18 protein-coding genes are annotated in these 21,213 nt (G+C 63.2%); 11 read left to right on the top strand and 7 right to left on the bottom strand.

Annotation, left to right across the window (positions count from 1 at the left end; all coding sequences use genetic code 11):
- Positions 1-26 precede the first annotated feature (26 nt).
- The gene (locus tag LB529_RS03660) at positions 27-1,619 is read left to right on the top strand and encodes a GMC family oxidoreductase (RefSeq protein ID WP_224710216.1); all 1,593 of its coding nucleotides are present in this window, start codon (positions 27-29) and stop codon (positions 1,617-1,619) included.
- A gap of 39 nt (positions 1,620-1,658) precedes the next feature.
- On the opposite strand, the gene LB529_RS03655 is transcribed toward LB529_RS03660, so the two are convergent.
- From LB529_RS03655 to LB529_RS03635, 5 genes are all read right to left on the bottom strand, one after another.
- A complete protein-coding gene (locus LB529_RS03655; protein ID WP_224542979.1) occupies positions 1,659-2,714 on the bottom strand; it encodes an ABC transporter ATP-binding protein in 1,056 nt (351 codons plus the stop codon).
- Positions 2,715-2,740: 26 nt separating this feature from the next.
- Positions 2,741-3,481, bottom strand: coding sequence for a ribonuclease activity regulator RraA (locus LB529_RS03650; RefSeq protein ID WP_224710406.1), 741 nt, complete (start codon positions 3,479-3,481; stop codon positions 2,741-2,743).
- Positions 3,482-3,600: 119 nt separating this feature from the next.
- Positions 3,601-4,479, bottom strand: coding sequence for a carbohydrate ABC transporter permease (locus tag LB529_RS03645; protein ID WP_140839207.1), 879 nt, complete (start codon positions 4,477-4,479; stop codon positions 3,601-3,603).
- Positions 4,476-5,399 (bottom strand): carbohydrate ABC transporter permease, encoded by a 924-nt coding sequence (locus LB529_RS03640; RefSeq protein ID WP_224710215.1) that lies wholly within the window; start codon positions 5,397-5,399, stop codon positions 4,476-4,478. Before LB529_RS03640 ends, LB529_RS03645 begins: the two co-directional genes overlap by 4 nt.
- Positions 5,400-5,401: 2 nt before the next feature.
- Positions 5,402-6,682, bottom strand: coding sequence for an ABC transporter substrate-binding protein (locus LB529_RS03635; protein ID WP_224710214.1), 1,281 nt, complete (start codon positions 6,680-6,682; stop codon positions 5,402-5,404).
- Positions 6,683-7,026: 344 nt separating this feature from the next.
- On the opposite strand from LB529_RS03635, the gene LB529_RS03630 reads away from it, so the two are divergent.
- Positions 7,027-7,722: a FadR/GntR family transcriptional regulator gene (locus tag LB529_RS03630; RefSeq protein WP_224600571.1), complete on the top strand. Its 696-nt coding sequence runs from the start codon at positions 7,027-7,029 to the stop codon at positions 7,720-7,722.
- Between the two features lie 78 nt (positions 7,723-7,800).
- On the opposite strand, the gene LB529_RS03625 is transcribed toward LB529_RS03630, so the two are convergent.
- Positions 7,801-8,787, bottom strand: a complete 987-nt coding sequence (locus tag LB529_RS03625) for an aldo/keto reductase (RefSeq protein WP_224710213.1) — start codon at positions 8,785-8,787, stop codon at positions 7,801-7,803.
- Between the two features lie 293 nt (positions 8,788-9,080).
- Here LB529_RS03625 and LB529_RS03620 point away from each other — a divergent pair, with 293 nt between their 5' ends.
- Both LB529_RS03620 and LB529_RS03615 read left to right on the top strand, forming a co-directional pair.
- A complete protein-coding gene (locus tag LB529_RS03620) occupies positions 9,081-10,238 on the top strand; it encodes a mandelate racemase/muconate lactonizing enzyme family protein (protein WP_224710212.1) in 1,158 nt (385 codons plus the stop codon).
- Between the two features lie 61 nt (positions 10,239-10,299).
- On the top strand, positions 10,300-11,184 hold the full coding sequence (locus LB529_RS03615; RefSeq protein WP_224710211.1) for an NAD-dependent epimerase/dehydratase family protein: 885 nt from the start codon (positions 10,300-10,302) through the stop codon (positions 11,182-11,184).
- A gap of 458 nt (positions 11,185-11,642) precedes the next feature.
- Here the strand turns inward: LB529_RS03615 and LB529_RS03610 are convergent, their stop codons facing one another.
- Positions 11,643-12,425 (bottom strand): helix-turn-helix domain-containing protein, encoded by a 783-nt coding sequence (locus LB529_RS03610; protein WP_140839218.1) that lies wholly within the window; start codon positions 12,423-12,425, stop codon positions 11,643-11,645.
- A gap of 110 nt (positions 12,426-12,535) precedes the next feature.
- Here LB529_RS03610 and LB529_RS03605 point away from each other — a divergent pair, with 110 nt between their 5' ends.
- The 7 genes from LB529_RS03605 (at position 12,536) to LB529_RS03575 (ending at position 21,205) form a co-directional block, all read left to right on the top strand.
- Positions 12,536-14,677, top strand: a complete 2,142-nt coding sequence (locus LB529_RS03605; RefSeq protein ID WP_224600567.1) for a hydantoinase/oxoprolinase family protein — start codon at positions 12,536-12,538, stop codon at positions 14,675-14,677.
- A 14-nt stretch (positions 14,678-14,691) separates the two neighbouring features.
- Positions 14,692-16,887, top strand: coding sequence for a hydantoinase B/oxoprolinase family protein (locus tag LB529_RS03600; protein WP_224710210.1), 2,196 nt, complete (start codon positions 14,692-14,694; stop codon positions 16,885-16,887).
- Positions 16,888-16,893: 6 nt separating this feature from the next.
- Positions 16,894-17,400: an acetone carboxylase subunit gamma gene (locus LB529_RS03595; protein WP_095768577.1), complete on the top strand. Its 507-nt coding sequence runs from the start codon at positions 16,894-16,896 to the stop codon at positions 17,398-17,400.
- 8 nt (positions 17,401-17,408) lie between these two features.
- Entirely contained in the window at positions 17,409-18,179 is a 771-nt protein-coding gene (locus LB529_RS03590) for a glucose 1-dehydrogenase (RefSeq protein ID WP_224710209.1), read from the top strand.
- Positions 18,180-18,197: 18 nt separating this feature from the next.
- A complete protein-coding gene (locus LB529_RS03585) occupies positions 18,198-19,028 on the top strand; it encodes an SDR family NAD(P)-dependent oxidoreductase (protein ID WP_224710208.1) in 831 nt (276 codons plus the stop codon).
- 83 nt (positions 19,029-19,111) lie between these two features.
- The gene (locus LB529_RS03580) at positions 19,112-20,050 is read left to right on the top strand and encodes an ABC transporter substrate-binding protein (RefSeq protein WP_224542991.1); all 939 of its coding nucleotides are present in this window, start codon (positions 19,112-19,114) and stop codon (positions 20,048-20,050) included.
- 93 nt (positions 20,051-20,143) lie between these two features.
- On the top strand, positions 20,144-21,205 hold the full coding sequence (locus tag LB529_RS03575; protein WP_140839232.1) for a glycine betaine/L-proline ABC transporter ATP-binding protein: 1,062 nt from the start codon (positions 20,144-20,146) through the stop codon (positions 21,203-21,205).
- The last annotated feature ends 8 nt before the right edge of the window (positions 21,206-21,213 follow it).

The raw sequence follows: 21,213 nt of genomic DNA, 5'->3' as shown, positions 1-21,213 counted from the left end.
GGATTTGCCTCGGCAAGGGAGCAAGAATGGCGGACTATATCATCGTTGGCGGCGGCTCGGCCGGCTGCGTGCTTGCCGCGAGGCTGAGCGAGGATCCAGGCCTGTCCGTCGTCCTGCTCGAGGCCGGGCCGCCCGACACCGACCGATACATCCACATGCCGGTGGGCTTCTTCAAGATGACGTCCGGGCCGCTGATCTGGGGTTATGACGCGGCACCGGGCAAGGAGATCGACGGCCGCGTCATGGTCTACCCGCAGGCGCGCGTGCTCGGCGGCGGCTCCTCGATCAACGCCCAGGTGTTCACGCGCGGCTGCCCACAGGACTATGACGACTGGGCGGCCGACTTCGGCTGCGCGGGATGGAGCTACGCCGATGTGCTGCCATATTTCGTTCGTTCCGAGGGCAACGACACTTTTGCCGGTTCCCAGCACGGCATCGACGGACCGCTCGGCGTTTCCAGCGGCACGCCGCACCCGCTGACCAGGATCTTCGTCAAGGCGGCGCAGCAGGCTGGCCTGCCCTTCCGCGCCGACTTCAATGCCGGCGAGCAGGAAGGCGCCGGCTTCTACCAGACGACGACGCGCAATGGCAGGCGCTCGAGCACCGCGGTCGCCTATCTGAAACCGGCGCTCGGCCGCGGGAACCTGACGCTGCGCACCGGCGCCACGGTCAGCCGCGTCGTCGTCGAGAAGGGTCGGGCCGTCGGCGTCGAGATCATCGCCAATGGTCGCGCCGAGTTGCTGCACGCCGAGCGCGAGGTGATCGTCACCGCCGGCGCCATCGGCTCGCCGAAACTCCTGATGCTGTCCGGCATCGGCCCTGCCACGCATCTAGAAAAGCATGGCATCAAAACTGTGCATGATCTCGCCGGCGTCGGCCAGAACCTCCACGACCATATGGACGTCGACGTCGTCGCGGAACTCAACGGGCCGCACGGCATCGACCGCTACAAGAAGAAGCGTTGGCAGGCCGTCGCCGGCCTCGAATATGCGCTCTTCGGCAAAGGACCGGTTGCCTCCAACATCGTCGAAGCCGGCGGTTTCTGGTGGGGCGACCGCTCGGAAAAGACGCCAGATATACAATTTCATTTCCTGCCCGGCGCCGGTGTCGAGGAAGGCATCGGCTCGGTCCCCGGCGGCAATGGCTGCACGTTGAACTCCTACCATGTGCGGCCGCGTTCGCGCGGCAGCGTCACTTTGCGCTCGGCGGATTTGCGCGATGCGCCGGTCATCGACCCCAATCCCTTCGCCGAACGCTACGACCTTGAACGCGCCATCGATGGCATCGAGATCAGTCGCGAGATCCTCTCTCAGCCGGCCTTCGCCAAATACATCAGCCGCGAGCATTTGCCTGGAGCGGCGACAAAGGGCCGCGCGGCGCTCGAAGCCTTTGCCCGCCAGTATGGCCGCAGCGCCTACCATCCGGTCGGCACCTGCCGCATGGGCGGCGATGCCGACAGCGTCGTTGATCCGGAACTGCGCCTGCGCGGGCTGCAAGGCTTACGCGTCTGCGACAGCTCGGTGATGCCACGCATCGTATCATCGAACACCAACGCAGCGGTGATCATGATGGCCGAGAAGGCGGCGGATATGATCACCGGGAGGACACCAGCGGCATAGCTCACTCGAAGCGGGACAATCCGGAGAGGACAGGCTCCTTTAGTTTATCCTCCTGCCGCTCTCGGCGTCGAACAGATGTACCTTATGCATCATGATCTCCAGGTTCACCTCCTGATCCGGCTTGAAGGGCGGCCGGTCCCGGATCTCCGCCATCAGGTCGACGCCATCGGCGGTCAAGGTGATTTCCTGCGCTTCACCGGTCGGCTCGACAACCTGGACTCTCGCCTGTGCGTGGTTGCCTCCGACAGCGATATGCTGAGGACGAATCCCGTAAACCACACCTTGCTTGTCCCCCACCCCTGCCACGTGAGGCAAGGGCAGGCGTAGGCCCTGCTCCGCGATGAATGCGCCACTCTGGATGCGGCCGTTGATAAGATTCATTTCCGGCGAGCCGATAAAACCTGCGACAAACAGATTCGCCGGGTTGTCGTAGAGTTCGGAAGGGGTGCCGATCTGTTCGATGCGGCCCTTGTTCAACACCACGATGCGGTCGGCGAGCGTCATTGCTTCTGTCTGGTCATGGGTGACGTAGATGCTGGTTCGTCCCAGCCGTTGGTGCAGCTTCTTGATCTCGGCACGCATCTTCACGCGCAGCTTGGCATCGAGATTGCTGAGCGGCTCGTCGAACAAGAAGGCCGCAGGGTCGCGGACGATGGCGCGGCCCATGGCCACACGCTGGCGCTGGCCGCCGGACAGTTGACGCGGCATGCGCCCGAGCAGGTCCTGCAGACCGAGGATCTCGGCCGCGGCCTTCACTCTGGAAACGATCTCTTCCCGGGGAACCTTGGCCAGCCGCAGCGCGAAGCTCATATTGTCGGCCACGCTCATATGCGGATAGAGGGCATAGCTTTGGAACACCATGGCTATGTCGCGCGACTTGGCCGGCATCTCGTCGACGACGCGTCCGCCGATGCGGATCTCGCCAGTCGTATGCTCTTCGAGCCCCGCGATGATGCGCAGCAACGTTGACTTGCCGCAGCCCGACGGACCGACCAGGACCACGAACTCGCCGCTGGCGATCTCGATGTTGACGTCGCGCAGAACTTCCACCGCCCCGAAGCTCTTGCCGAGCTGTTCTATCTCGATTGCAGACACCTATTCTTCTCCCGTACCGGCACGGCTCATTTTCGTTGAGCCTGCCGCCATGCGCGGTATTCAGCCTCGCCCTCGGGGCTCAACGGGTAGTATTTCCGCAGGTCTCCTCCTTGCGCGAGCCGCAAGCGCGAAAACTCTTCCCACTCGATATGCGCGCCGGCGAGTTCGACCAGTTTGGGGGCAAGGCCGACCGGCACGACGACCACGCCATCGTCGTCGGCGACGATGATATCGCCCGGGATGACCAGCACGTTCGAGCAGGCGATCGGAACGTTGACGGCGAAGGGAACGATGTTGGTCTGGGCATGGAAATTCGGTGTGACGCCCCTCACCCAGACGCCGATGTCGAGCGCCGCCGCCTGGGCGGAATCGCGAATACAGCCGTCGATAACGACGCCGGCGCCGCCACGCCCGGCGAAATAGGTCAGCATCATCTCGCCGAAGATGCCGCTGCCCATGTCGCCACGGGCATCGACCACCACCATGTCGCCGGGCTGAGTGGGATAAAGCACGTGCCGGTGCAGTTGCCGCTCCGGCTCCTCGTATTCCGTCTCGTTGTACAGATCCTCGCGCTTTGGCATGCACTGGAGCGTGAGCGCCGGGCCGGCCGCCGTGCTGCCAAGCCGCAGTGGGCGGGGCCCGCGGATCTGCGGGTCGCGAATGCCCATCTTGTGGTAGAGCTCACTGGCCAGCGTCGCCGAACCGATCGCCGCCAGCGCGTCGACCAGTTCTCGTGGCGGCCGGGAAATGTCCGGTATCGCCGGTATCTGGTCAGCTTCCATTCTATTTCCTCCAATGCGCGGTGAGTTCTAACCTCATCGATCGCACTCAGTTGCGTTCAACGCCCAGCAAAGCCGTCGAGCGCGTTTTGGCCCATGTCCGCTACTCAGCCGCGAACCGCGCCGGTCGTGAGCCCCTTGACCAGCAGCCCCTGGGCAAACCAGACGAACACCAAAGTCGGGATGACCATGAGCACGCCGGCAGCCGACATGGCGCCCCAGTCGATGCCGAACTGCGAGACGAAATTGGTGAGACCGACCGGCAGCGTCTGCGCGGCCTTGCTCGAGGTCAGCGTTAGCGCGAGCAGCAGGTCGTTCCAGGTGAAGAGGAAGGTGATGACAGCGCTGGCGCCGATGCCCGGCGCAATCAGAGGCGCGACGATCTGGACCAGCGTGCGCACGGTGCCGGCGCCATCCGACTGGGCGGCCTCCTCGATCTCTTTCGGCACATCCTGGATGAAGCCCAGAAGCAGCCAAATGGCAACCGGCAGCTTGGCGGCCGTATGGCTGAGGATCAGCGCCCAGACAGTGTCGAGCAGGCCCATGGCGGCGAACACGGCGAAGAGCGGGATAGCAAGCGCGATGACCGGGATCATGCGCATGATCAAAAGCAGCCCGAAGATCAGCATGGCGCCCGGCATCCTGAAGCGCGACAGCGCATAGGCGCAGGGGATGGCCAGCAGATGGACAAGAATGACCGTCGCCACCGAGACAATGACGGTGTTCCAGACATAGCCCATCGTGTCGTACTGGGCGAAGACCGCGACATACTGCGTCAGCGTCGCTGTCTCGGGGATGATGTGCACCGGAACCGAGAAGATATCGGCCGAGCTTCGGATCGAGGTCAGGAACAGCCACACCAGCGGAAAGACGGTGAGCGCGACTGTGACGACTAGCGCCAAATACTGACCGGCGATTCCCGCCGTGAACCGGCGGCGCCGGCGCTTTGGCATGGAACGTGCGCTGACGATGACAGCTTCGCTCATATCGCCCTCCGTTTCGCAATCAGCCACGGCACTCCGTAGAGCAGGGCGAGCACGAACAGCGACATGCCCAGCGCGATGTAGGAGACCGCCGCCGCGTGTCCGAAATCCACCGCCTGAAACGCCAGCAGGTAGGAATAGACCGTGAGCAGATTGGTGGCGCCGCCCGGGCCGCCCTGCGTCATCAGCCAGACGACGTCGAAGGTGCGGAAGGTGTCGATGATGCGCAGCATCAGCGCGATCATGATGACCGGGCGCATCAGCGGCAGAACGATGTGCCAGAAGCGCTGCCACGGCGTCGCGCCATCCACCGTGGCTGCCTCGAGCGGCTCCTGCGGCAGGGATTGCAGGCCGGCAAGGAACAGAAGCACCATCAGTGGCGTGTTCTGCCAGACGTCGGCGACGATCACCGAGACGAGCGCCCAGGTCGGGTGGTTGAGCCACGGAATGTCAGGCAGGTTGAACATGCGCAGCAGCGCGTCGACCAAGCCGTATTGGGTGTTGAACAGCCATCGGAAGTTCAGGCCGACGACGGCGGGCGCAATCATCGGGGGAACCAAAAGCAACGTGCGCGCAAGCCGCATGCCGCGCAATTTGCCGTTGACCAGCACGGCGATCGCCATGCCAGCCACCACTTCGATCGTGATGGAAACGACGCTGAAAATGGTCTGGTTTCGCAGCGCCTGGTTGAACTGGCGGCCAAAGAGCTCGTCGGTGTAGTTTCCCGTTCCGATGAATGGCGCCGACCCGCTCAGATCCCAGCGGAAGAAGCTCATGACGAAGGAGTATCCGAGCGGATAGATCAGGATGGCCAGCATCACGAGAAGCGCCGGGCTGGCCAGGAGGTAACCTCTCTGCCAGGTGTAGGGCAGCGGCGAACGCCGCCGGCGCCCTGGCGCCTGGTGCTGCGCTGCGGCCGACATTCTCAGTCGTAAGCTCCGGCCCGGCGCATGATCTCTTCCGCCTCCTTCGCCGCCTGATTGAGCGAGTCGGCGGGCGAAACCTGATCTGACAGGGCTTGCTCGATGGCCGAGAACATCAAGGTGCAGACCTTCGAGAAGCCGGCGAGCTTGGGCCATTCCTTACCGTTCGCGATCGTCGTCTCGAGCTGCTGCAGCCAAGTGGCCTGCGGGCCCTTGGCCGCAGCGATCACTTCCTTGGCCAGACTCTGGCTGCTCGGGAAGTTGGTGAACTGGTCGAACTGGAGCCGCTGGGCGTCGGTACTGACCGTGTATTTGATGAACTCGACGGCGGGTTCCTTGCGTCCGGATTGGCCGTTCAGCGCCATGGCGTGCGAGATGGCGCATGAGATCGCCTCCTTGTCCCGCACATAGGGCGCCGTCGACCATTTACCGACGACGCGCGAGGTTTCCGGATTAGACAGGGTGGCGAAGGCGCCCGGCCAATCGAAAGTGGCATAGACCGTACCGGACGAGAATTCGGTCGAGTTCTCGTTCCATTGATAGCCAACGGCGTCGGGCGGCACGATTTTGTGCTTCTGGATCAGATCGCGATAGAAGGTGAGCGCCTTGATGCCGGCTTCGGAATTGAACGCCGGCTTGTTGGCCTGGTCGACCCAGTCGCCGCCTGCCTGCCAAAGCAGGTCGCTGAAGGTGCGCTGGGCGGGGTCCCCCTGCCCCGGCACGACAAGGCCATAGTGCCCGTTGCCAGTGAGTTTTAGCCCGACATCGACGAGTTCTTCCCAGGTTCCGGCCGGCTTCAGGCCCTTCTCTTGATAGATGTCGCTGCGGTAATACTGAACGCGCGCATCCATGTTGCGCGGAATCGCCGCCAGATTTCCGTTCTTGGGATCGCGCAGGTATTTAACCGCGACGGGATAGAAGTCTGCCAGCTCGGAGTCGCTGAAATAGCTGTTCAGCGGCGCGAAATGGTTGAAGTAGGAATCGATCTGCGCGGTGTGGGTGCTGTAGACATCGTACTGGCTCGACCGTGCCGCGCTCAACGTGACCACCTTCGCCGTCAGGGGCGTGAATTCCAGGAGGTCGTAGCGAACCTTGATGCCGGTCTTGGCGGTGAAGTCCTGGACGATCTTCTCCCAATATTTGGGATAGAGCGGGCCGCCCGTGATCAGCAATGCGGTGATCTCTTTAGCGTCTGCCCTGGCAACCCACGGCGCGGCAAGCGAGCCGGCCGTCACCGCCGCGCTCGCGGCAAGGAATTTGCGTCTCGATAAGGTTCCGGACATCACAATCTCCTCCTGGTTTGATGGATCGGTCCGTCCAGGGACGGCCGACGACTTTCGCCCTCGACAGTCCGCCGGCGTGCTCCTCCCGCGGCGAGACTGCCTGTATGGGTTCCCGGACGACGCTTGCGAGCCTCCGGGCGATCGGGCACTTGCGCTCCAACACGCCTCAGTTGGTAAGGCGTATCGATCTTGATCTCGGACGGCGGCAACAGGGCACGGCGACTGGACACCGCTCGATCCCTTTCCGCAGGCCGTGTTATAGGCTAGTGAGCGTTTTTATGAGATAAGTTGACTGCATATCTAGCTATCAGCCTATAAGCTTATCAGACAAGTGGATGTTAGTGATGGATACCGTCGAGGTCAAGCTTCAAACTTTGCCCAAGCAGGTAGCTGGTGTGCTGGCGCGACGCATCGCCGGCAGCGGTGTCGCCGGCGCCCAGGGGCCGTCGGAACAGCAGATCCTTCAGGAGTTCGGAGTCTCGCGCGCGGTCGCGCGAGAGGCGCTGAAGATCCTGGCGTCGCTCGATATGATCGAGATCGCGCAGGGACGGCGCGTGGTGCTGCGCCCCGCCGAGGAGTGGGATTACCTCAGCCCATTGCTCATCGACTGGCTGCCGCCCGAGCAGATGCGCGAGATCCTGGCCGAAGCGCACGCGACGCGGATAATCATCGAGCCGGCGATCGCCGCCATCGCGGCCAAGCACATGACCAAGGAGAACCTCGAGCGTCTCGGCACCTTGCTGGCGGCGATGTCGGCGAGCGAAGACAATCCGGATGCCTATCTGAAGCTCGACCTGGATTTCCACATGGAGATTTGCCGGGCAGCGCAGAACAGGATTCTCGACCGCTTCATGTATTCGTCTCGGTGGTGGCAGATGGCAAGCAGGCGCATCAGCAATCAGATGCCGCATGCGCTCCCCTCGGCAACCGAAATGCACAGGGCAATCTACGAGGCGCTCGTGGCGCGCGATGAAAAGAGAGCCGAAGAAGCGATGCGCCGGCACCTCAAGAAAACCACCGCGGTCGGCTTGCCTCGGTGAAGAAGCAGCGCAGCCAGCATTTGCGCTGGCCGCGCCGCAGCGTGCCGGGAGGACACGGCGTTGAATTGAGAGGGGGCCCTAGGCCCTCTTCGCTTGTTGTTCCTGGCGCTGGCGTGCGCGGAAACCGAACATGTCGCCCTTGTCCTTGATTTCCGCCCAGATCGGGGCCGTGATCCTGTCGATGGCGGCAATGTCCGCGTCGGGAATCGTCCAGCCGGCGCTCTCGACGTTTTCCTCCAGCTCCTTGACGGTGCGGGCGCCGACCAGCGGCGAGCTGACGCCCGGCCTGCTGGTGAGCCACTGGATCGCAAGCTGCGGAACCGTCTTGCCGTAGCGCGCCGCGATCGGCTTGAGGAGGTCGACGGCATTCACCGCCCGCTCATAGGTGCCCGGCTGGAACAGCACCGTTGTGCGCCGCTCATCGCCCTCGACGAATTTCGTGTCCGGTGACAGCGTGCCGGTGAGCAGTCCCTGAGCCAGGCCGCTGTATGGCATGACGCCGATATTGTGCTTGCGGCAATAGGGCAGCGTTTCGGCCTCAACCTCGCGCCAGAGCATGTTGTAGGGCGGCTGCAGCACGTCGATGACGCCATGCTGGCGGGCGCTGTCCATGTCGGCGGTGCTGAAATTCGAGACGCCGACCGCCTTGATCCGTCCTGACGCGCGCAGCCGCTCCATCATCTCCATGGTCGGGCCGATCGGAAACTCCGAGTTCGGCCAGTGGACGAAATAGACGTCGACATGGTCTGTCTGCATGCGCTTCAGCGAACCGTCGAGCGCCGCCTCTATCGCGGCGGGTTCCAGATGATTGGGCGCGACCTTGGTCGCGATGACGGCCTTGTCGCGGCGGCCGGCCAGTGCCTCGCCGACGACTTCCTCGGCATGGCCGTGTCCATAGGCCTCGGCCGTATCGATTAGCGTGATGCCAAGCTCGAGCGCGCGTCGGATCACCCGGATCGATTCCTTATCGTCGGCCGCGCCCCAAAACGCGCCCGACATGCCCCAAGTCCCAAGTCCGATTTCCGATACCTTGACCGGCGACGATCCCAGCTGTCGCTGTTGCATCCTGTTCCTCCCGATTGCCGGCATATATGGGCCATGGCCCTGCCGTTACCCAATTTATACGCTTATATACTCGTCTAACAAGTGCGTTCTCCGGGAATCGCAATTTGTCGCCAAAAACCGCAAATTCCCAAATAATTCAAGGTAAGGCGGGAGGCTCTGAAGCCGGCTGACGCAAAATCTCTCAAAGGGGGTTTACGCCTTATTCGGCAATCTTGTATGCTTATTAGACAAGTTGGCATTTAGCCAGAATTGTGTGCTGTAAAGTGCGGCGCCATTACGGGGAGAAGGATCCGATGAAGATCGTGGATATCAAGACAGCGGTCGTCGCCTATCACGGCAAGGCGACGCTGATCCGGATCGATACGGACGCCGGTATCTCCGGTTATGGCGAAGCCAACCCCGATGCAGGTGCCGCCGCAATCGTCGGGTTGATTTCGGAACTGAAGTCGGAATTGATCGGCGAGGATCCGCGCAATGTCGAATATTGCTGGGACAAGATCCGCCGCGATCACGTGTTTTCCGGCGCGCAGGCCGGCGTCTTTCTCATCGCCCTCACCGGGCTCGAAATGGCGCTGTGGGACGTGGCGGCGAAAGCCGCCGGCCAGCCGCTTTACCGCATGTTTGGCGGCAAGTTCCGCGACCGGATAAGGCTCTATGCCGATTGCGGCGACGGCGATGACGAATCGGGATCGCCGCAGGGATGTGCGGCCCGCGCCCGCCGCATGGTTGCGGAGGGCTTCACGGCGCTTAAGTTCGATATCGACAATCTGCACCATCCAACGAAATTCGACCGGATGAACCACACCATCAACGGCGCGGAACTCCGCTTCATGGTGGAACGTGTGGCGGCGGTGCGCGACGCTGTTGGTCCCGACGTCGATCTCTGCATCGATTTGCATGCGCGCTACGATGTGTTGAGCGCCAGCCGCATCGCCGCCGAGATGGAGCGCTTCAATCTTCTGTGGCTCGAAGAGCCGATCCCGGCGGAAAATGTCGAGGCTCTGAAGCAGATCAGAATGCGTACGAAAACGCCGATCTGCGTCGGTGAAAACCTCTATCTGCGCTGGGGCTTTCGCGAGCTGTTCCAGAATTACGGGGCCGACGTCGTCATGCCCGATGTGCCGAAATGCGGCGGCCTTGCGGAAAGCCGCAAGATCGCCAACCTCGCCGAGATGTATTATGTGCCCTTCGCGCCGCATCTGGTGTCGACGCCGCTGGGCACGATGGCGACCTGCCATGTCTGCGCCAGCGTGCCGAACTTCCTGGTGCTGGAATGGCACGCGCTTGAGGAACGGGACGCGTGGGACAGCTATGTCCGCCTGCCGGACGGCGCAAGGTCCATCGTCGAGGACGGCCATATCGCGGTGTCCGACGTTCCCGGCATCGGCGTCGAGCTCGACATGGATGGTGTGCGCAAGCACGCGGTTCCTGGCTTCGGCATATTTGAATAGCGGGCGACCCGCCGGCTGGCGGGATCCGCTGCTCGACCAATAAATTCTTTTGGAGGAAACCATGGGCAAGCGAATCATCTTCACCGGCGGCAGCGGCAAGATCGGTCGGCACGTCATACCCTATCTGCTGAAACGCGGGCATCAGGTCCTCAACCTCGACCTGACTCCGCTCGATCTGCCGGGTGTCGACACCGTCATCACCGACCTTGCCGACGCCGGCGAAGCCTACAATGCGCTGACGCTGCATTTCGGGTTCAATGAATATTTCGGCGGCAAGGGCCGCCGGCCGGTCGATGCGGTGGTCCATTTCGCGGCGCTGCCGCGGATATTCCTGCGGCCGGACAACGCCATGTTCGCCGCCAATGTGCAGTCGACCTACAATGTGGTCGAGGCCGCCACCAAGCTCGGCATACGCAAGATCATCACGGCTTCCAGCGAGACGGTCTATGGCGTCTGCTTTGCCGAAGGCGAACGCGATTTCAAGTCGTTTCCGATGGATGAGGACTACGACGCCGATCCGACCGACAGCTACGGCCTTTCCAAACTGCTCGGCGAGAAGATCGCGCGGTCTTTCGCCTCTCGCACCGGAGTCGACATTTATGCCCTGCGGATCGGTGGCGTCGTCGAGCCGAAGGACTATGCCCGCTTTCCGGAATTCCTGGCCGATCCCTCGAAGCGGCGGCGCGACGCCTGGACCTATATGGACGTGCGCGATCTCGGTCAGATCGTCGACCTGTGCGTCGAGAGGGACGGCTTGGGATTCCAGATATTCAACGCCGTCAACGACACCATCGTGTCTGAATTGCCGACGGCGGAGTTTCTCAGGAAGCATGTGCCCAACATACCGGTCACCCGCGCCATGGACGCATTTGAGGGACCGATCTCCAACCGGAAGCTGCGCGACGTCCTTGGGTTCCGGCAAGAGTATGACTGGCGGACCCAGTGACCCGATCGTGCTCCACGGGCAGCGGCGACCGGCTTGATAGAGCCACTATATCCGGCTGATCTCTGACCAGCTCGTTCCAGGCGTCAGGCCGGTGACAAGCCACCCAGGCCGAATGCCGCGCCGTATCACAATCGGCAGAGCGTCAACATGATTTCTCTTCCGAGCTTACTAGCGATGAAGGTACCTCTCACCTCGGGCAAGGTCCGTCCGCGCAGTCAGTTCTTGTCGAGATCGAGAGATTTACAGCGACTAACCTGTAGGGACGTTTCAACCCCCGGAAGTCAAAGGATAAGCTGCGGTCGGCGTTTGGGCCGCAAGCGGGCCGGCAGCTTAGGGCAGCGGAACCTTCAAGAACGGACATTATTCTCGCATTGTGATCTGGTTCAGAACCGATATCCGGCCGCAAGAGCATTGAATCGATCCGGTTCAGCGATTTCGCTGCTCCTGACCGATGTCAGCTACGCTGCTGGACCCAGATGTTGGAAGAACTGCAGGAACAATTCACGCTCGGTGGTGATGTCGAGCTTTTCATAGATGCGGCGGCGGTGGTTCTTCACCGTGCCGACGGTGATGCCGAGCCGCTCGGCAATGTTGGCGGTGGGATGGCCGGCGAGGATGAGCTGCACCAGTTCGCGCTCGCGCGATGAAAGCTCGGGCCAGAGGCTTTCCGGAATTCTGGGCTTCTGCTGCGGCGAGGCGCCGGGACCACTGGGCGCCGAGGTGCGGGAGAAGTCTGAGCCGCGTGCTTTGATGTCCAGCGCATGCAGCGCCTCGAACACCGGCAATCGCTCGGTGAGCAGCGCGATCTCGCTGTCCTTGAACGACACCGTCGAGCGGTCGAGGAAGATGCCGAGGCACCAGTCGCCGCCATCGGCCAACATGATGCCGACCTCGTCGCAGATTTCCGACTGCGCCAGGAAACCGGCTATGTACTGCCCGCGTTTGGCCTCCTCGTTGGCCAGACCTTTCAGCGGCATGATGCCTAGCCGGCGCTGGCTGCGCCACGAGGCATAGAACGGATCGAAGACGTAGTAATTGTCGAGATAGCGCCGCACCATCTCGTCGGAGAAGCGCCGGTGCTTGACGAATTCCGGCGTCTTGGTCGCCGAGTAGCGCGTCACCGTCACCAGGTCATGCGCGATGTCGGCGCCGATCAGGTCGATCAGGCAGTCGACATGCCGGTCGGTGCCGGTGGCGGCGATCGCCTTGGCCAGCGGCGCCCAGATGTTGCCCATGCGCATGCCCTTTTCTCGGCGAACCCGGCCCAAGCGTCATTGTGTCTTTAGGCATATGGCGCGATCCGGCTTTGGGAATCTAGCCTGCGGTCACTCTCGGCAAGGGAAAGCGACCCGTGGACCAGATTACCACCAACCCAATCGTCATCGGCATCGACGCTGGCGGCACCATGACCGACACGATCCTTGTCGATCAGGACGGCCACTTCAAGATCGGCAAGTCGGCGACCACTCCGAAGAACGAGGCCGAGGGCTTCCTCGCCTCCGCCGAGGATGCGGCCGATGCCTGGGGCATCTCGCTGCAGGACCTGTTCTCAGGCGTCAACGTCGTGCTCTATTCCGGCACCGGCATGCTCAACACGCTGTTGTCGCGCACCGGCCGCAAGCTCGGGCTGATCACCACCAAGGGCCTCGAGGACATGATCCTCATGGGCCGCGGCCTGCAGGCCTGGGCCGACTATTCTTATGCCGACCGCCTGCACGCGGTCACCCATCACCATCCCGATCCGCTGGTGCCGCGCCGCCGCACCCATGGCGTCACCGAGCGCATCGACCAGTTCGGCGACGTCATCCTGCCGCTCTACGAGCACGAGGTGCATGCGGCCGCCAAGAAGCTGATTGCCGACAAGGTCGAGGCGATCTGCATCATGACCATCTTCTCTCACGTCAATCCGGCGCATGAGAAACGCATTGCCGAGATCTGTCGCGAGGAGATCGCCACCGCCGGCGCCGACATCCTCGTCTACACCAGCCATGAGGTGCGTCCGGTCATCCGCGAGCAGTCGCGGCTGAACTCGGTGCTGATCGAGGCCTACGCCACTTCGCGCGGCCGCAAGCAGCTCAAAGGCATTGAGGACGTCTCCAAGAAATACGGCTTCAAATATGGCGTGCAGACGCTGCTCTCCTTCGGTGGCCTGACCTCGATCGACCATCCGCGCCTGCACGAGACGATGATCTCCGGGCCGATCGGCGGCATTCTCGGCGCGGCCTATGTCGGCAAGCTGATTGGCAACGACTCGCTGATCTGCTCGGATATGGGCGGCACGTCCTTCGACATGGGCGTCATCACGCGCGGCCAGACGCGGATCGAGAACGAGCCGCTGATGGACCGCTTCAAGCTCAACGTGCCGACGCTGCATCTCGACACGATCGGCGCTGGCGCCGGCATGATCCTGAAGGTCGACCCGCTGACCCGAAAAGTCTCGCTCGGACCGGAAAGCGCCGGTTCCGATCCCGGCCCGATCTGCTTCGCCAAGGGCGGCACCGAACCAACCATCGCCGATTGCGATGCTATCCTCGGCCGCTTGAACCCGCATTACTTCCTCGGCGGCAAGGTCGTGCTGCAGGTCGAGAAGGCGCGCAAAGCCTTCGAGGAGAAATGCGCCCGCGTGCTCGGCGTCGGTGTCGAGGAAGCTGCCGAAGGCATGATCGACATGCTGGAGGCCGACGCTAACAATGCGCTCCGCCGCGTCATCTCCGGCCAGGGCATTCACCCCTCGGAATTCACGCTTCTGTCCTATGGCGGCTCGGGGCCATTGCATCTCGCCGGCTGCTCCAGGGGCATCGGCTTCAAGGACATCATCACCTTCCAGTTCGCCGCAGCCTTCTCGGCCTTCGGCTGCACCACGGCCGATTTCATGCGCCGCCATTCGGTGTCGACGCAGATCGACATCGGCGCCCGCGCCAGCGATGACGAATTGCAGGCCTTTGGCAAGAAGGTGACCAATGTCTGGGACGATCTCACCAAGGCTGCGGTCGACGAAATGATCGCCGACGGCCACAGCCACGACAAGATCAAGACCGTGCCGTTCCTGATGATGCGCTACACCGGCCAGCTCGAGGACGTCGAGGTCATGGCGCCGCTGTCGGCGGTTCGCTCGGCCGACGACATGCGCAAGGTCATCGCCGAGTTCGAGGCGGTCTATGCCAAGGTCAACCACCGCGTCTCGCGCTATGGCGAGGCCGGCTTCTCGATCACCGAGCTCGGGCTGATCGCCACCGCCGACAAGGTCAAGCCGATGCTGGTCAAGCGGCCGCTCGGCAAATCCGATCCGGCGTCCGCCCACAAGGGCGTGCGCGAGGCCTATATCGGGGGCCGCTGGCACAAGGCGAATCTCTACGAGATGGACTTGCTGCAACCCGGCCACGAAGTTGTCGGCCCCGCCATCATCGAACATCCGGCGACGACGCTCGTCGTCCATCCGCAGGATCGCGTCCATGTCGATGAATGGACGCTGCTGCACTACACTCACGCTTGAGAAGGGCGAACGTCATGCTGGACAAACCCGCCTCTGCGCTGCGCATCCGCGAAAGGCTGCTCGAATCCGAACGGCTGATGGACGAGACCGGCTGCTATGACGGCATCACCGAGCTCAAGCTGCGCAACCAGGATCCGCTGAAATTCGAGACGCTGCACACCAAATTGCGCGCCTACTGCGTATCGGCCCGCGAGATGGCGCGCCGCATCTCCGCCTCGCCCGGCGTGCGCGAGGTCGGCGAGATGGTCGTCGCCATCTACACGCCGGAAGGCGATGCCATCGCGCTTTCCAACGGCATCATGGTGCATGTGCACACGATGAGCCGCTTCATCAAATGGATGATCCGCAACGGCTACGAGGAAAACCCGCAGATCCGTGATGGCGACATCTTCGCCAACAATGACGCCTTCATCGGCACCGTGCAGGTGCCGGATGTGATGGACGTGGTGCCGATCTTCCATTCCGGCAAGCTCGTCGGCTGGGCCGGTGCGGTCTGCCACGAGCTCGAAGCCGGCGGCATCACGCCGGGCGGCGACGTTGCGCTGGCGCAGGAACGTTTCACCGAGGGCCTCTTCGTCTGCGCCGAGAAGGTCGGTGAGAACGACGAGCTTCGGCGCGACTACGTCATCCGCTGCGAGCGCAATCTCCGCATGCCGATCTACTGGGTGCTGGACGAGAAGGCCAAGGTGGCGTCGTGCATCGACATGCGCGAAAGCGTCAAGGCGCTGATCGACGAGATCGGCCTCGACTACTGGATGCAGGTGTCGAAGGAATTCATCGAGGAGGGCCGCCGCGCCCAGCTCGCCCGCACCCGTCAGCTCACCGTGCCCGGCATCTATCGCGGCCACACTTTTTACGGGCACGTCACCAAGGGCAAGCCCGGCTACCAGCCGCTCGGCGATCCCGACTGGCTCTACAACATGCCGATCGAGATGGAGATCACCACCGACGGCAAGATCGTCATGGACTTCGAGGGCACGCAGCCCTGGGGCTACCATTCGATGAACTGCACGCCGGCCGGCATGGATGGCGGCATGTTCGTGACGCTGACGCAGCACATGAATTTCGAAGGTCTCGTTAATGACGGCGCCTGGATGGCGACCGAACTGAAGCTGCCCAAGGGCACCTGGACCAACCCCGACAACGAGATGGTGGCGACGGCGACTTCCTGGGCGTTGCTTTTGCCCGCCTATGGCGTCTTCCAGCGGCTCCTGTCGCGCTCCTTCATCGCCCGCGGCTTCGTCGAGGAGGCCTTTGTCGGCCAGGTCAACAGCCCGATGATCGAGATGGGGGGCACCAGCCAATACGGCACGCCCTTCGGCATGGCGCATTTCGAATGCGCCGCCGCCGGGTCCGGCGCGCTCGCGATCAAGGACGGCTTGGACACCGCCTATGTCGGCTGGAACCCGGAATCCGACATGGGCAACATCGAGATATGGGAACAGAACATGCCGATGCTCTATATCGGCCGCTCCATCGTCCCCAACTCCGGCGGCGCCGGCAAATATCGCGGCGGCTGCTCCTTCCTGTCGACCTGGCTGGTGAGCAAGACCGATCATCTCAGGCTGGTCACGTCCGAACATTCCTCGCGCGTCTTCGACAATGGCGGGCTTTGCGGCGGCTATCCGGCGCCGACCTGCCAGAAGCACCGCGCAGTGCGCGAGAGCAACATCTTCGAGCTGGCCGAAAATGGCGCGCCGCTGGCCCACCACACCGGCACCAACCCGTACCGCTCGGAGCTGGAAATGCGGCTGGAAGGCGAGCATGTGACGCTCGAAGGGCCATACATCACAGCACCCCACAAAACCGGCGACGTCTTCACCCATTCCTACAATGGCGGCGGCGGTTACGGCGATGTGCTCGAGCGCGATCCGGTCAAGACCGCCTGGGATGTCGAGAACGGCTTCCTCACCAAGGAGGCAGCCGAAGGCATCTTCGGCATCGTGCTCGATGAGGACGAGGAAGGCTTCCCGGTCGCCAATCTGGACGCCACCAAGCGCCATCGTGCCGAGATGCGGGCGCGACGTTTGGCCCGTGCAAAACCGGTTTCGGAATGGATCGCCAGCGAGCGCGAAAGGGTGAAGGCGGCCGATTTCGCGCCCGAGGTGAGGAAGATGTATGTCAGCGCGATCAAGCTTTCGCCGCGCTTCACCAAGGATTTTTCGACCTTCTGGGATGTCGACGCCAAATCGACCTTCGGCGTGGAGTAAGGGACCATGACCTCATACAGCAAGGAAGTCATCGCCGACCTGGTTGCCGGCACGCTGCCCTGGCCGCAGACGCGCCGCATCATGAGCGCCTACAAGGACGACGACCGCTTCTTCAAATATGTCTCGGTGCTGCAGGACCGCGTCGGCTGGAGCGATCCGATCCTGCTTCCGGTCGGCGACCATCTGTTCATCTGCCAGAGCGGCGACGAGCGGGTGACGAAATGCGAATGCGGCCATTCCTTCGGCGACTATCGCAAGAACTGGAAGCTGAAGGCGGCGATCATCGTGCGCGACAGCGAGGAGACGCTGCGCGAGATCTACCCCAACAGCGATCTGCCGGATCCGGACTGGATGGAGATCCGCGAATTCATCTGCCCTGAATGTGGCACGCTGCATGAGGTCGAGGCGGCGGCGCCCGGCTACCCGATCGTGCATGATTTCGAGCCCGATCTCGAAGGATTCTATCGCGATTGGCTTGGCAAGCCGCTGGAGCCGTCGAACAAAGGAGGCTGATGCCGCAAATGGGCCGCGTCGCAGGCAAGGTGGCGCTCGTTACCGGGGCCGGTCTCGGCCTCGGACGGGCGTCGTCGCTTTTGCTGGCGTCGGAAGGCGCCAGGCTCGTCGTCAGCGACATAGACGAGAGGCTCGCCGGCGATACGGCGGCGCAGATTGTCAAAGTTGGCGGCGAGGCGTTGGCGCTTCGCCATGACGTCTCGAAGTCCGAGGATTGGTCTGCCGCCATGGCGGCGATCGAGCAGCGCTTCGGCCGGCTCGACGTGCTGGTCAACAACGCCGGCATCGCCATCGCTCGGAACATCGAGGATACCTCTTTACCCGAATGGCGGCGCACCATGGCGATCAACCTCGACGGCGTCTTCCTCGGCTGCCAGGAAGGCATCAAGCTGATGAAGAAATCCGGCGGCGGATCGATCATCAATCTCTCTTCCATCGACGGCGTCATCGGCGAGGCGGATCTTGCCGCCTACTGCGCCTCCAAGGGCGGCGTGCGCACCTTGACCAAGGCGGTGGCCGTACACTGTGCCGAGCAGCGCTACGGCATCCGCTGCAATTCGATCCACCCCGGCTATATCTGGACGCCGCAGACCGAGAATTATCTGCGCGATTTGGGCACGCTCGAGCAGGAGAAGGCGAAGGCGCTGTCGCGCCATCCGATCGGCTTCCTCGGCGAACCCAACGACATCGCCTACATGGTCCTCTACCTCGCCTCGGACGAATCGAAATTCGTCACCGGCTCCGAAATGGTCGTCGACGGAGGCTATCTTGCAGTGTGAACACGGAGCACGTTCGCGATGACCAACCTCACCGGCCGCAGCGCCATCGTCACCGGCGGCTTTTCCGGCATGGGTTTTGCCATCGCCACGGCGCTCGCCAAGGCCGGCGCCAATGTCGCCGTCGGCTCCTATGTGGCGTCGCCGCAGGCGGACAGGGCGGCGGATGCCGCCTACTATCCCGGCGCCGACGAGATCGAGCGCGTCAAGTCAGCGCTGGCTGCCCACGGCACCAAGGTGCACGCCGCCCATCTCGACGTGCGCGACAGCGCGCTCACCAATCTCTTCTTTGCCGAAGCCCAGGCGGCAGTCGGCCCGGCAGACATCCTGGTCAACGCCGCCGGCACCACGGCCGAGCAACCGGTCTGCGGCCATTCCGACGAGCTCTGGGACAAGATCGTCGACACCAATCTCACCGGGGCGTTCCGTACGACCCGCGCGGTCCTGCCCGGCATGATCGAACGCGGCTGGGGCCGCATCGTCAACATCGGCTCGACCGCGGCTTCCGTCGGCTGGAAGGACAATCCTGCTTACTGCGCCTCCAAGGCCGGCCTGCTCGGGCTGACGCGTTGCGTGGCGCTCGAAGGCGCAGCACACGGCGTCACCTGCGTCATGATCAGTCCGACCTGGGTCGAGACCGAGCTGATGCGCCGCAACGTGGCGCAGGTCGTCGAGCGCGAAGGCAAGGGCCGCAGTGCAGAGGAACTGATGGACGAGTTCACGAAAGGCAATCCCCAGGGGCGCATGATGCAGCCAGAGGAAATCGCGGCGCTCGCCGTCTTCCTCTGCTCGGATCTCGCCAGGGGGATCACCATGGAAAACATCCAGATCACCGGCGGCGCCTTGTGGTAGCGTCGGTGGGGGGCGATGGATTCCGGTCTCGTGGGAGGAGACCGGAATAGACGGAAGGACCATCAACAGACAGGGGAACTGACATGAAAATAAGAAATGCCTTGCAAGGGGCCGGTCTTGGCCTCGCGCTGATGCTTGCCGCAACGACGGCCGGGCAAAGCGCCGATCTTGGCGCGAAGGACGAGCCGATCAAGCTCGCCATGCTGGAATGGACGGGCGCGCACGTCTCCACGCACATCGCAGGCCAGCTTCTGGAGAAGCTCGGCTATAAGGTCGAATACGTCACCGCCGGCAATTTCCCGCAATTTTCGGGCCTCGCCGACGGCTCGCTCAGCGCATCGGTCGAGATCTGGTTGAACAATGTCGGCGACATCTATCCGAAAGTGCTGGCCGCCAAGCAGATCGAGGACATCGGCAAGCTCGATCTGAAGACGCAGGAAGGCTGGATCTATCCGAAATTCATGGAAAAGGTCTGCCCCGGCCTGCCGGACTGGACTGCGCTGAACAAGCCCGAATGCGTGCAGGCATTGGCGACGCCCGAAACCGCGCCCAATGGCCGCTTCCTCGATTACCCGGCCGATTGGGGCTCGCGCGCGGCCACCATCCTTGCCGACAACAACATGCCCTACACCGCTGTGCCGTCGGGCTCCGAAGGCGCGCTGGTGGCCGAGTTGGAAGCCGCCGAAGCCGCCAAGACGCCGCTCATCATGATGTTCTGGGGTCCGCACTACGCGCTGGCCGAGAACGACGTCGGCTGGGTGACGATGCCGCCCTGCAAGGAGCAGACCAACGAGCACTGCATCACGCCCCCCGACGTCGACAAGATCGTCTGGTCGGGCTTTGGCGCCAAATGGCCGGCGGCTTACGCCTTCCTCAAGGCCTTCAAGATGGATGCGACCGAGCAGCAGAAGATGATGCTGGCCGTCGACAAGCAAGGCAAGGATCTCGACGCCGTCGTCAAGGAATGGATCGACAAGAACGAGACGGTGTGGAAACCTTGGCTCGACGCCGCCAAGGGATAATTCGCCGATGTGCCTGGCAAAGGCTGAGGGCACTATAGGCCCGGTTTCCGCACTGCGCGGAGCCGGGCGGGCGATCGGCACGGGTGGTTGAGGATGAACACGGCCGCGCGTCCGATAAAGCTTGCCTGCCGAAATGTCTGGAAGGTCTATGGCCGGCGCCCGGCCTATTACTTCGACTCGCGCGGCTATATCATCGATCCCGATGCGCTGGCCGAGCGCCTGCGCGCCGAAGCGCATCTGCCGGCCGTGGTCGATGCCAGCTTCGAGGTGGCGACCGGCGAGATATTCGTCATCATGGGTCTGTCCGGCTCCGGCAAGTCGACCCTGGTGCGCTGCCTGTCGCGCCTGGTCGAGCCGAGCGCCGGCGAGATACTGCTCGACGGTAGGAACCTGCTTGCCGCCAGCGGCAAGGAACTGATCGAGCTGCGCCGCCACGCCATGGGCATGGTGTTCCAGAATTTCGGCCTGCTGCCGCATCTGAACGTGTTGGGCAATGTCGCCTTCCCGCTGAAAATTCAGGGCAAGCCGGCGAAGGAACGCGAGGCCCGCGCCCGCGAGATGATCGCGCTGGTCGGACTCGAAGGCCGCGAGGCATCCTTCCCGCACCAGCTCTCCGGCGGCCAGCAGCAGCGCGTCGGCATCGCCCGTTCGCTTGCGGTGGGGCCGGAGCTCTGGTTTCTCGACGAGCCGTTCTCGGCGCTCGATCCGCTGATCCGCAAGCAGATGCAGGATGAGTTCCTGCGCCTGCAGCGCATGCTGAAGAAGACTATCATCTTCATCACCCACGATATCGCCGAGGCCTTCCGGCTTGCCGACAGGCTGGCGATCATGCGGGCCGGCAAGATCGTGCAAATCGGCCGTCCCGCCGACATCGTGCTCAACCCGGCCGACGACTATGTCGCGCAGTTCACCGAGGACATGCCGCTGTTGCGCGTCATCACGGCCGGCGACATCGCCACGCCCGCCAATGGCGCGCTGTTGCCGGAACGAAGCGTCGTCGCCGACACCAGCCTCGAGGCGCTCATCCCGCAACTCGCCGCGGGCGCCACGGCCTTCACCGTTTCCGGGGTGGGTGACAGCCCGCCGGCGGTGCTCGACGCCAGCGCCGTGCTCGCGGTGCTCGAACGCGAGCAGGCAAGGCGCAAGAACTCATGACGGCGCCG

The sequence above is a fragment of the Mesorhizobium sp. CA5 genome (assembly GCF_020165105.1).
In the GTDB taxonomy this organism is placed as follows: domain Bacteria; phylum Pseudomonadota; class Alphaproteobacteria; order Rhizobiales; family Rhizobiaceae; genus Mesorhizobium.
This window is presented reverse-complemented; position numbering and strand designations above follow the sequence as displayed.